The 11,612-nt window shown below is 40.5% G+C and carries 10 protein-coding genes; 7 read left to right on the top strand and 3 right to left on the bottom strand.

Features of this window, described 5'->3' with window-relative positions; translation table 11 throughout:
• Positions 1-50: 50 nt before the first annotated feature.
• The 7 genes from EGN73_RS13455 (at position 51) to EGN73_RS13425 (ending at position 6,652) form a co-directional block, all read left to right on the top strand.
• Positions 51-1,637, top strand: coding sequence for an amidohydrolase family protein (locus EGN73_RS13455; RefSeq protein WP_219290720.1), 1,587 nt, complete (start codon positions 51-53; stop codon positions 1,635-1,637).
• A gap of 44 nt (positions 1,638-1,681) precedes the next feature.
• Positions 1,682-2,482 carry an alpha/beta fold hydrolase gene (locus EGN73_RS13450; RefSeq protein ID WP_219290719.1) on the top strand — a complete coding sequence of 267 codons (801 nt, stop codon included), beginning with the start codon at positions 1,682-1,684 and terminating at the stop codon, positions 2,480-2,482.
• A gap of 110 nt (positions 2,483-2,592) precedes the next feature.
• Entirely contained in the window at positions 2,593-3,042 is a 450-nt protein-coding gene (locus EGN73_RS13445) for a MarR family winged helix-turn-helix transcriptional regulator (RefSeq protein WP_219290718.1), read from the top strand.
• An 80-nt stretch (positions 3,043-3,122) separates the two neighbouring features.
• Positions 3,123-3,638 carry a YceI family protein gene (locus EGN73_RS13440; RefSeq protein ID WP_219290717.1) on the top strand — a complete coding sequence of 172 codons (516 nt, stop codon included), beginning with the start codon at positions 3,123-3,125 and terminating at the stop codon, positions 3,636-3,638.
• 59 nt (positions 3,639-3,697) lie between these two features.
• Positions 3,698-4,648 carry a ring-cleaving dioxygenase gene (locus tag EGN73_RS13435; protein WP_219290716.1) on the top strand — a complete coding sequence of 317 codons (951 nt, stop codon included), beginning with the start codon at positions 3,698-3,700 and terminating at the stop codon, positions 4,646-4,648.
• A complete protein-coding gene (locus EGN73_RS13430; protein WP_219290714.1) occupies positions 4,641-5,249 on the top strand; it encodes an alpha/beta hydrolase in 609 nt (202 codons plus the stop codon). The genes EGN73_RS13435 and EGN73_RS13430 overlap by 8 nt, the downstream gene beginning before the upstream one ends.
• Positions 5,250-5,458: 209 nt before the next feature.
• Positions 5,459-6,652: an ATP-binding protein gene (locus tag EGN73_RS13425; protein ID WP_219290712.1), complete on the top strand. Its 1,194-nt coding sequence runs from the start codon at positions 5,459-5,461 to the stop codon at positions 6,650-6,652.
• A 144-nt stretch (positions 6,653-6,796) separates the two neighbouring features.
• Here EGN73_RS13425 and EGN73_RS13420 read toward each other — a convergent pair whose 3' ends face one another.
• From EGN73_RS13420 to EGN73_RS13410, 3 genes are all read right to left on the bottom strand, one after another.
• Complete coding sequence (locus tag EGN73_RS13420) at positions 6,797-7,213, bottom strand: septal ring lytic transglycosylase RlpA family protein (RefSeq protein ID WP_219290710.1); 417 nt, start codon at positions 7,211-7,213, stop codon at positions 6,797-6,799.
• Positions 7,214-7,297: 84 nt separating this feature from the next.
• Entirely contained in the window at positions 7,298-10,330 is a 3,033-nt protein-coding gene (locus EGN73_RS13415; RefSeq protein WP_219290709.1) for an AAA family ATPase, read from the bottom strand.
• Positions 10,317-11,546, bottom strand: a complete 1,230-nt coding sequence (locus EGN73_RS13410; RefSeq protein WP_219290707.1) for a metallophosphoesterase family protein — start codon at positions 11,544-11,546, stop codon at positions 10,317-10,319. Before EGN73_RS13410 ends, EGN73_RS13415 begins: the two co-directional genes overlap by 14 nt.
• Positions 11,547-11,612 lie beyond the last annotated feature (66 nt).

Raw genomic sequence — 11,612 nt, 5'->3', positions numbered from 1 at the left:
TTATTCTTTTGGAATTCGGTTAATTTATAAAAATCAAAAAAACATCCGATATGAACCGAATTCTACTGCTATTTTGCTTTTATACTGTATCAAATTTCGCTTTTTCCCAAGTAATGCCATCTCCTAACAGAGCCGAAGGAGAAGGTCCTTTTGATAAGCTTATTATCAGGGGAGTGACCATGGTGGACGGGACTGGAGCACCTCCAATTGGTCCTGTAGATATCGTGGTAGAGAAAAATATCATCAAGGAAGTGAGAATAGTAGGCTATCCTGGATTAGATATCAAAGAAGAAAGGAGGCCTCAAGCTGGTCCAAATGATAAAGTGTTGGATCTTGAAGGACATTATCTGCTTCCAGGATTTATAGATATGCATGGGCATATTGGAGGAGCCGGTCAGGGAACCCCTGCAGAGTATGTGTTCAAACTTTGGATGGCACATGGCATTACCACAATAAGAGAGCCTGCCGCTGGGAACGGCCTCGATTGGGTCTTGGAGCATAAGAATAAGGCACTGGACAATACCATAACTGCTCCGAGAATCTTTGCCTATACCGTATTTGGACAGGGAGCCGATAAGGCCATTACAAATGCGGAAGAAGCCAAAGCCTGGGTCAACCAAAATAAAAGCAGGGGGGCTGATGGAATTAAGTTTTTTGGAGCCAAACCTGAAGTGATGCAGGCAGCATTGGAAGAAAATAAAAGGCTTGGTCTGAGATCAGCCATGCACCATGCCCAAATGGATGTGGCAAGATGGAATGTTCTGCACTCTGCAAGAGCCGGGCTGACTAGTATGGAGCATTGGTACGGATTACCTGAAGCTTTGTTTGCAGACAGGACCATTCAGGATTATAGACTGGATTATAACTATCAGAATGAGCAGCACAGGTTTGCTGAAGCAGGAAAACTCTGGAGACAGGCTGCCGCACCATATTCTGAGCACTGGAATAAAGTAATGCAAGAATTACTTGATTTGGATTTTACAATTGATCCTACTTTTAACATTTATGAAGCCAACAGGGACCTGATGCGTGCCAGAAGGGCAGAGTGGCATGAAGAATATACCTTGCCCTCTTTGTGGAGGTTTTATAAGCCTAGTAGGGAATCGCATGGTTCATACTGGTTTGACTGGACGACGGATGATGAAATCCAATGGAAAGAAAATTACCGATTGTGGATGACCTTTGTCAATGAATATAAAAACAGAGGAGGCAGAGTAACTACTGGGTCTGATTCAGGATTTATTTATCAATTGTATGGCTTTGCTTACATAAGAGAAATGGAGCTGCTCAGAGAAGCAGGTTTTCATCCTTTAGAAGTTTTTAGGTCAGCCACCCTGCATGGAGCAGAGGCTTTGGGAGTGGACAAGGAATTGGGCAGCGTTGAAGTGGGTAAACTTGCTGATTTTGTGATTTTAGAAGAAAACCCCTTGCAAAATTTCAAAGTGCTTTATGGTACAGGAGCAATCAGGATAGGTGATGACAATGAACCAGTGAGGGTAGGCGGAGTAAAATACACTGTAAAAGACGGAATTGTATATGATGCCAAACAGTTGTTGGAGGATGTCCGTAAGATTGTAGACCAACATAAGGCCCGGGAAGAGTCAAGAAAGCTAAAACAACCAGGTTTGGATTGGTAATCAAATGAATGATATATTATTGTCGCTCGCCTAATTTCTCTATTATGCCATATATTCAATTAAATAATGTCAAACTTTTCTACGTGAAAGAAGGCGAAGGAAAGGAAGTAATTTTATTTTCCCATGGCTTGCTTTGGAGTCACAAAATGTTCGAGGCACAAATAAAATATCTTAGTAAGTTTTATACTGTGTTTGCCTATGATCACAGAGGGCAGGGGCAAAGCGAAGTAACGGAGGGGCCTTACGACATGGATCTGTTGACCATGGACGCTTTGGAATTTATAGAAAAAGCCATCGGGCAGCCTGTGCACTTTGCAGGACTTTCTATGGGAGGTTTTGTGGGGATGAGACTTGCTGCAAGGTATCCTGATAAAATAAAATCTTTGATTCTATTGGAGACTTCTGCCAATACAGAACCTGTGGAGAATCTTCCGAAATATAAATTTTTGAATGGGGTAGTCAAGTGGTTTGGTGTGATTCCCACTGTGGCAAATTCAGTGATGAAAATTATGTTTGCCCAGAGTTGGATAGAAAATCCCCGTAATAAGGCAGCTTATAAAAGATGGGTCAAAGAACTTCAATCCAATAAAAAAACCATTACAAGATCAGTAGAGGCTGTGATCTACCGTAAAGGTGTGGAGGATGAGATCAGAAATATCAAGTGCCCCACTATGGTGGTGGTAGGTGACGAAGATGTGGCTACTAAACCTGAAAAGGCTAAGTTTATCCAAATGTCCATTCCCAATGCTGACTTGCATATAGTTCCTGGGGCAGGGCACAGCAGCAGTATCGAGAAACCAGATGAAGTCAACCGTTTGATAAAAGAATGGATAGAGGCCTTCTAGAGATGCCCTAAATAGGCATCCGATAAAAAAAACAAAAAAATTTATCATAAACCGAAACCTTTTCATGTATTTAAGTGTATATACATTAAATACATCAGCAATTTATACAGATGAAGATAGAAGAGGCAATCCAGCAAAAAGTATTTAAGGACATTTATAATAAAGCTGTGGTAAACTTACTTTATACAAATAGTTACATTGTCAGCAAGCAAAGTAGCCTTTTCAAGCCATTTGGCCTGTCACCTGAGCAATACAATGTATTGAGGATACTTAAAGGACAAAACGGCAACCCTATCACTGTTTCTTCCATCCAAGAGCGTATGCTCAACAAAATGTCCAATGCATCAAGACTTGTTGAAAAACTGAAACAAAAAGGAATGGTCGTAAGGGAAGAATGTCCAACTGACAGAAGGCAGGTGGATGTGAAAATAACAGAAGATGGACTGAAAGTTCTTGAAGAACTTCAGGAGAAAATTCACATCCTCAATAGAGAGCTGATCAGCCTTGATCAAAGTGAGATTGAACTTCTCAATAATCTTTTGGACAAACTGAGGGTATAAAAAAAAATTAAACAATTCAGTGTATAGACAATTAATGTATATATAAATCAATTAAACTTTCACAATAAAATAGCAAAACAATGAGTACATTAACTAAATGGGCGATTGACCCAACACATTCAGAAGTTTCATTCAAAGTAAAGCACCTTGTAATCTCTACCGTTACTGGATATTTCCGAGAGTTTGATGGAGCTGCTGAGACAAGTTCTGATGACTTTCAAGGAGCAAAAGTGTCATTCAGTGCCAAAATTGATTCTATAGATACCAATCAAAAAGATAGAGATGCACACCTTAAATCAGATGATTTTTTCAATGCCGAAAAATTCCCGCACCTAAAGTTTGAAGGAATTTTGAATGGTGACAAACTAAAAGGTGATCTTACTATTAGAGATTTTACTAAAGAGGTTGAATTGGACGTAGATTTTGGAGGAGTTGCAGGTGATCCTTATGGAAATACCAAAGCAGGTTTTGAAATAGAAGGAAAAATCAGCCGAAAAGAATTCGGGCTAAAATGGGATGCTGTAACAGAAGCTGGTAGCGTGGTAGTTTCTGACCAAGTGAAGCTTTTGCTCAGCGTGCAATTGGTAAAACAATAAAAATTCAATGACCGGAGCTGAAAAGCTTCGGTCTTATTTAAAATAAAAAAAATTAAGATATGTCAGCGCTTATTTCAGGTATCCACCACATAACAGCCATAGCAGGCCATCCTCAGAAAAATATTGATTTTTATGTTGGTATCTTGGGGCTAAGGATGGTAAAAAAAACTATCAATTTTGATGCTCCCGATGTGTACCATTTTTATTTCGGAGATGAATTGGGTACACCTGGTACTGTATTTACTACTTTTCCATTTGAAGGTGCCAGAAAAGGTACCAAAGGAACCGGGGAGTTGACATATACTGCCTTTTCCATTCCTGCAAATTCAATAGCCTACTGGCAGGAAAGGTTGAAAAAATTCAATGTAACCGTTTCAAGTGTTCTGGAAAGATTCGGAGAAAAGCTGATAAGGTTTGAGGACCATGATGGTATGGGAATAGAGCTCATAGCCAATGATAAAGATTCCAGACCAGGATGGACTAAAGGTCATATTCCTTCAGATTCTGCAATCATGGGTTTTTATGGAGCTACTCTAAATCTAAATTCAAAGGATCAAACAGAAGAGTTGCTCACCAAATACATGGATTATAAGTTTATCGGTGAAGAAAATGGAAGGTACAGGTATGGCACTAAAGGTCTCCCTGGTGATATTGTAGATATCTTGGTGGATCCTAATGGCCGACAAGGTGTACAGAGTGCGGGTACTGTCCATCATATTGCTTTCAGAACAGCAAATGATAAATCCCAACTCGAGATTCAAAATATATTAATGAGTAATGGGTACCGTGTTACTGAAGTTAAGGACAGGAATTATTTCAAGTCCATATATTTTAGAGAGCCTGGCGGAGTATTATTTGAAATAGCGACTGATGAACCGGGCTTTGCTATAGATGAAGATGAAGCTCATCTCGGAGAAGCGCTAAAGTTACCGGAATGGGTAGAGTCGCAACGTGATAAAATAGAATCTAAACTTGCAAAAGTAACTTTAAACGTATCAGATTATGAGTGATATTTTGGCAAAAGGGAATAAGTTGGGTGAGTCCGGTAAAATAGCCATCATGATTCATGGTAGAGGAGGCACTGCTGAAAGTATTGTTAGTCTCAAAGAAAGCTTGAATTTAAGTGGTTTCACTATCCTTGCTCCTCAAGCTCCGGGGAATACGTGGTATCCCTACAGCTTTATGGCCCCTGATAAAAATAATGAGCCTTCTTTTTCCCAATCAATCAAAACAATCGATGAGTTGGTCCATAAGGCTTATAACCATGGCTATACAAGTGAGCAGATATTCTTTATCGGTTTTTCCCAAGGAGCGTGTCTGGCTTTGGAATATGCAACGCAAAATGCCGGAAAGTACGGAGGAGTAATTGCTTTTACAGGAGGACTGATAGGGGAAAATATTAGGGAAGAAAAGTACTCAGGTGATTTTAAGAAGACCAAGGTTTTTATAGGATCCGGATTTAAGGACCCTCATGTGCCATTAAGCAGGATAGAAGCTTCCGAAAAGTTGATGACTAAATTGGGGGCAGTCGTTAAAACCTTGATTTTCGAGGATTATGAGCATACCATCAGGAAAAAAGAGATAGATTGGGTAAATGAAAATATTCTATAAAATAGCGGAGCAGTTACCTTACTTCGTACAAAGCCAAGCCTTAAAAAGGTTTGGCTTTTTTATTGTTTCATTGAAAAATTCTCTTAAAAATATTTTTGTAAATACATGTTAATCAATTATTTACATGTGTATTTAAAATTTTACTCAATATGATGAGTAAATTTACTAAATAAGTTTAGTAAATTTGTAAGTAACATATTTACAAATAGATGACGTTTCAAAGGATTGAGAAAAACAAATTGTTAATCCGGCTTCGGGATGAACCAAGAAGGTTTATTCAGGTGCTTTACGGTCCAAGACAAATAGGTAAGACCACCTTGGTGAGACAGATCATGTCAGACCTTGATTATCCTTCCAAGTTGGCTGCTGCCGATGCTGTTCCTGCTACTGACCACATGTGGATAGCCCAGCAATGGGATCTTGCTAGGCAGCAACAGGCCCTGCAGTCTGATAAACCTTTCCTTCTGGTAATTGACGAAGTACAAAAAATCCATAACTGGAGTGAACAGATAAAAGCAGAATGGGACAAAGACAGCCAAGAGGAAATAGACATTCGACTAATCCTGTTGGGGTCTTCCAGGCTGATGCTTCAGCAAGGGCTTACTGAATCACTGGCGGGTAGGTTTGAAGCGACTTATCTAGGCCATTGGTCTTTGAAGGAGATGAAGGAGGCTTTTGGTTTAAGTCCTGAAGAATATGTTTGGTTTGGGGGCTATCCAGGAGCTATAATGCTAAAGGATGACGAAGATCGCTGGAAGAATTATATAAGAGACTCACTTTTGGAGACCAGTATTTCCAAAGATATCCTTATGTTGACAAGAGTGGATAAGCCCGCATTGATGAAGAGATTGTTTGAGCTGGGGTCTGCATATTCTGGGCAGGTTTTGAGCTTGACCAAAATCATGGGGCAACTTACGGAAGCAGGTAATACAACTACTTTGGCCAATTACCTTGATTTGCTCAATGATGCAGGATTACTGGGTGGATTGGAAAAATTTAGCCCCAATATGGTCAGAAAGCGTGCATCCAGTCCAAAGTTTCAGGTGCATAATACAGCGATTATGTCCGGGATTTCCAATGAAAGTCTAGAATCTCTGCTTGAAGAACCCAAGGTATGGGGAAGGTGGGTAGAATCGGCTGTGGGTGCGCATTTAATCAATCAGACATTTAAGGATAAAAAACTATCTTTACTTTACTGGAAGGAAGGGAATGACGAAGTGGATTTTGTTGTAGAGTATAAAAAAAGGGTGATTGGTCTGGAAGTAAAGTCGGGTGCTGTAGGAAAGCTCTCCGGACTTCAGGCATTTGGAGAAAAATTTAAGCCGCACAGGACCTTTTTAGTCGGAAGAGGAGGGATTCCTTGGCAGGAGTTTTTGGAAATGGATGTGGTGGATTTATTTTAAAAAGGCAGTTAGTTGACTGTCTTTTTTTATATTATGGCTTAAAAATGTTTTTGTAAACACATGTAAATCAAGTTTTTATATGTGTTTTTAAAAATTTACTCAATGTATTGAGTAAAATAACTCAATAAGAAAAGTAAATATTTTTTATTGTTTCTTTTCAATATCCTCGGCCAATTTGGGATAGCGGATAATCACATCAATAATTCCTGAATCCAACATGCCTAATTCACGTGCAGCTGCCCGGGTCAAGTCAATGATCCTTCCCCTGCGGTATGGGCCACGGTCATTTATTCTGACAATTACAGACTTTCCGTTTTCTGGATTGACAACTTCCACTTCTGTATCGAATGGCAAGGAACGGTGGGCTGCTGTAAGTTCTTGGTTTTCAAAAATCTCCCCACTCGCTGTTTTTTTGCCCTCAAACCTTCGTGCATAATAGCTGGCTTTTCCTTCAATTTCTTCCATTTCAATCTCTTCTTCCTTTGGACTACAATACACGAAACAAAGAAATATGGTGAATATCGGGAAAACAGAGCAAAAGGGGAGTTTTGATAATTTCATGATTTTAAAATAATCAAAAAACGTAAGAAAACTATTACCTATAAACTCCACACGTCTCGAATCTCATATCACATATCTCATATTTCAAAACGAATACCCTACCTGACTACCCTTCTCTGGATCAAGTTCCACTCTGGCATAGGCGCTTATTTCCTGTTGTAAATCCTCTACATGTGATATGATGCCGACTATCCTGTTTTCATGGCGCAGGGATTTTAAGGTTTCAAAGACCACCCTGAGCGATTCTTTATCCAAAGCACCAAAACCCTCATCCAGGAAGAAAAAGGACTGATCCGCCTGATTCAGGGATTTGACTTTTTCGGCCAGCGCCAAAGCCAGACATAATGAGGCCTGAAAGGTCTGTCCACCGGAAAGGGTTTTCAGTAGGCGTGTTTTGCCTCCATTGAGATAGTCTTTGACCAAAAAAGTGTTTTGTTCGTCGATTTCTATGCTCAGGTTGTTTTTGGTAAGCTGCATAAAGCGCTTGTTGGCGGTATGGCATAGTTCGCGTAAGAAAATACTGCTGATATATTGCACGAAACCTTTTCCTTTAAAGAGATTGGCCAGTTCGTCCAGATAACTCAAGCGCTTCTCTGTTTTTTCAAGTTCTTCTTCAAGGGATTGAAGTAGCTTGAGTTTTTCTTCTGTTTCCTCAATTTGTTTATGGATCAGGGTAATTTCTTTTTGTAGGGCCTCACTCTTGGTTTCGACTTCTTTGAGTTTTGCTTTGGCCTGTTCTTTTTTATCCGGATCAAAGTCCAAGAGCCCCGGTATCTTTTCCAGATCTTCCAGTCTGGTTTTGGTCTCGGTTAGCTGCCTTTCAAAATCACGGATTTCCTTATCGGCTTTGTCAGCATCCATATCGTTTTCCAATAACTGGGAGAAATAGGAATCTTTTACAAAACCATTCTGTTGAATACTGCTTTCAAATTCAAGTTCTAGCTTCGCGATATTTTTCTTACTTGTTTCCAGACTTTCCGAGAAAGTCCTTAGCTCTGTCAGGTTTTCGGATTGTTTGAGTCTTTCATCCTCCAGTGCTTTTCTTTTACTTTCCAGTCGGTTTTTGAGTGTTAATATTGCTGCTTCAGTGTTCTGGATTTGCACTTGAAGTTCAGTGACTTGCTGGTCCAGGTATTTTTTACTGAAGTCAGGGTATTCCAGCTGTGAGTTTTTGTCTGCGATCAGGCTGTTGAGTTTTTCCAACTCGGCTGTGGCAGTCTGCGATTTTGCATCTGCTTTTTCTTTGGTATCGATTGCCGTTTCTACTTCCTTACGTAGGTGTTTCAGATCAGTCTCAAGTTGCTTTTTCTTTGCGGCATTTTGCTTGGCAGAATCCAGGAACAGGTCAAGAGCTTCCATATCAGACAATCCAAACGAACCTATGGACTCCCGATAGGACTTGATATCATGATTCAGTTTATTTACCTCTTCCTCCAATTGCGCACTATTCTTTTGATGGTTTTGGATTTGTTGGGTTGCCAGGTTCAACTCCCCATCCAGTTGTCCTGCTCTTTTGATCTCCAGCTTAGCCATTCGGATTTTTTCATCCAATTCTGACAGTTCACTGTCTTCTGTACTTTGATTGAGCGGGAGGGGATGTTCCAAAGCTCCGCACAAGGGACAAGGCTCACCATTTTGCAAAGTGTGTGCATGGGAAAGAAGGCCAATACGGATGATAAGCTTTTCTCTTTTTTTGGCAAGAATGGACAACTTGTCTTCAGTGTTTTGGCTCCAGTCTTTGAAGTTTTCGAACCCTGTTGGAAGGTTTAATTTCAGATTTTGGGCTTTTGATTTTTGATCTTCCAGAGCTTTCGTTTCTTTCTCCAGTCGCATTGTTGTTTCATGCGATTTTTTTTCAGCTTCAGCACATAGGTTTTTTACCGTGCTGAGCTGGGTCAACTGTTGTTGGTCCGGGAGTGTGATATCCTCAGATTCTTGTTCTGTTTTTTGAATATTTGCTTTGAGGGTATTCAGGGTTTTTTTGGCAGATTCAAATTGCAAAGCACAGTCCTCGACTATTTTTTTCACTTTTTCCTTTTCTTCCAAATGCCCTTTAATCATGATTATCCTTTTGAAATCTCTGATTTTTGCTTCTCGGGCAGGATTTCTGTTGACATCTTCCTGGAGTTGCCGTTGCTCTTCTTCTTTTTTAAGAATACTTTCTTCAAAATTGGCTTTGGCTTTTAGGCATACGGCAACACTTCTGGAGAATTTTTCCGCCTCCAGTTTTTCTTCCTGAAGCTTATCGAAAACAGGTTTTATTTCAGATTTTACCGTGAGATAGTCCCTGTATTTTTTTTTCTTTTCATCCATTGAGGGCTTCAGTTGCTGAATCGATTCCCACTTGGATTTGAGGTTTTTCCAGTTTTCGAATGACTTAAAGAGACTTTCCTGTCTTTCTGCCTCCTTTTGTGCAGCTTCCAGAAGCTCCTTTTCCTTATCCAAGAGTTCTGATTTTTCAGTCAGTTCTGCTTTCAAAGTTGGTATAGATTCCGGAGCAATCTCTCCCAAGGTATCTATTCGGGTAGACAGTTCAAGTTTTCGGTCTTTGGTGACAGCTCTTAGCCTTACCGTTTTGTCATAGAGGTCAAATCGCTCCAGCCCGAAAAGCTCCTTCATCATCTCTGCCCTGTCCTTTGGTCCCAATTCGACAAATTCACGGAACTTGCCCTGAGGAATGATGATGGTCTGCTTGAAATGGTCTTTTTTCATCCCGACCACGGATTCTGCACTTTCCTCTGTCCTCGCCCATGATTCTCCTGATTTTAAATAGATACCATGATCACCGGTGTCTACTTTATCAGGATTTTTTTTATTCCTTTTTGCTTCATATCTGGCCAGATATTCCTTGGAGTTTCCTTTTCCTGCAAAAAAATAGAAATTGACCAGCAACTTGTCTGATTGCAGGTTCATCATGCTGTCCCTTTCCCCTCTAGCCAAAAGCCTTTCGGTACTACCATAAAGGGCCAATAGAATTCCTTCTAAAATCGAAGACTTGCCGCTGCCCACAGCTCCGAATATTCCAAACAGACCAGCTGAGGTCAACTGATTGAAGTCAATTACCTGTTTGCTTTTGTAAGAGTAAAGTCCTTCTATTTCCAGTTTAATGGGTATCATCTGTATGGCTGATTATTTCTTTAAAAATCTGTAATAATTCCTCATTAGGCTGTAGTCCTTTTTGAGATTCATAATATTGTGAAAAAAGACTTCCCATATCCTTCTCCAGGTCTTCTGATTTAATACCGAGGTTCACGACTGATCCAGGATTGCTGATTTTTGGAATCAGGCTTACTATTCCATGATGGACTTTCATGATAGCTTTTCGCGTATCTGCATCTATAGAACTTTCTGTTTCATAAGTCAGCTCGACATAGCATTCCGGATTATTTTCCAGCCATTCTACACAGTCCTGCAGATTTGAGAATGTTTTTCTGAATAAAGGCTTCCCTTTTTTTAGTCCAATGGGGCTGTAGCTTGGTTTGGATCCGGGTGTCAGCTCAATCACCACTACCTGCTTCTGCTGATCAGCTTCACTGAATGAATATGCCAAAGGTGAAGAAGAGTATACCACAGGAAAGGGCTCTTTGCTTACCGCTTGGTACCGGTGCAAGTGGCCCAAAGCAGCATATTGGATTTGGCTGGGAATATCTGCGGTGAAAAGAGCCTGTGTACCGCCTATATGGAGGATAGGCCTTTCGCTTTCCGGTTCTTGCTGTAGAGGTTCGCCTTCCTGAGTGAAAAAAAAGTGACCGATAAAAAGATTGATACCAGAGGGATCACAATATTGATTGGCTAGATCTTGCCACTTGTCTGCCAGCAAAGTTCTGAATTGCTGCTCTCTGTCTTCTTCTCCGAGGTAAGTTTTCAGAAGTGTCTCATTGGCATAGGGAGCTAGGATAATCCTTATTGGGAAATCGTGACCGGATAATCTGAGCTCCATAAAGCCGGATTCCGACTGCAGGACTTCTATTCCGTTTTCAAATTTCCCCACAGGGATCACGGAATCATATCGGCTGTAAAAAAAGATTCCCATTTCCCTTGCCAAAGGGTCAGGAGCCTCTACAAACTGTGTGCTGTCGTGATTTCCTGAAATTGCGATGATGGGTCTTTTCCCATTATTGGAAAGCCTTCTGAGGGTTTTAAAGAGCAGTTCTACGGCTTCGTGACTGGGATTGAAGCTATCAAAGATATCCCCGGCCAATAGCACCAGGTCAATAGCTTCGCGATCGGCGATTGCAATGATTTCATCTAATACTTCTTTTTGTTCTTCGATCCGGGAATACTCCTGAAGTCTTTTTCCCAAATGCCAATCTGCGGTGTGGAGGATCTTCATGGTTTAAATATACTTAACGTCTTCACTTTTTTTAAAGATTGCTTCGCCTTTTAGTTAATGGGATGG

The organism is Arthrospiribacter ruber (assembly GCF_019343195.1).
Classification (GTDB): domain Bacteria; phylum Bacteroidota; class Bacteroidia; order Cytophagales; family Cyclobacteriaceae; genus Arthrospiribacter; species Arthrospiribacter ruber.
Note: the sequence above shows the minus strand (reverse complement) of the source record. Positions and strands in the feature narration are given on the sequence as shown.

Excerpts from the sequence above, each read along its gene's own strand:
- EGN73_RS13450 (WP_219290719.1), top strand. The coding sequence starts at position 1,682 with ATGCCATATATTCAATTAAATAATGTCAAACTTTTCTACGTGAAAGAA.
- EGN73_RS13420 (WP_219290710.1), bottom strand. The coding sequence starts at position 7,213 with ATGAAATTATCAAAACTCCCCTTTTGCTCTGTTTTCCCGATATTCACC.
- EGN73_RS13435 (WP_219290716.1), top strand. The coding sequence starts at position 3,698 with ATGTCAGCGCTTATTTCAGGTATCCACCACATAACAGCCATAGCAGGC.
- EGN73_RS13440 (WP_219290717.1), top strand. The coding sequence starts at position 3,123 with ATGAGTACATTAACTAAATGGGCGATTGACCCAACACATTCAGAAGTT.
- EGN73_RS13415 (WP_219290709.1), bottom strand. The coding sequence starts at position 10,330 with ATGATACCCATTAAACTGGAAATAGAAGGACTTTACTCTTACAAAAGC.
- EGN73_RS13425 (WP_219290712.1), top strand. The coding sequence starts at position 5,459 with ATGACGTTTCAAAGGATTGAGAAAAACAAATTGTTAATCCGGCTTCGG.
- EGN73_RS13445 (WP_219290718.1), top strand. The coding sequence starts at position 2,593 with ATGAAGATAGAAGAGGCAATCCAGCAAAAAGTATTTAAGGACATTTAT.
- EGN73_RS13455 (WP_219290720.1), top strand. The coding sequence starts at position 51 with ATGAACCGAATTCTACTGCTATTTTGCTTTTATACTGTATCAAATTTC.
- EGN73_RS13430 (WP_219290714.1), top strand. The coding sequence starts at position 4,641 with ATGAGTGATATTTTGGCAAAAGGGAATAAGTTGGGTGAGTCCGGTAAA.
- EGN73_RS13410 (WP_219290707.1), bottom strand. The coding sequence starts at position 11,546 with ATGAAGATCCTCCACACCGCAGATTGGCATTTGGGAAAAAGACTTCAG.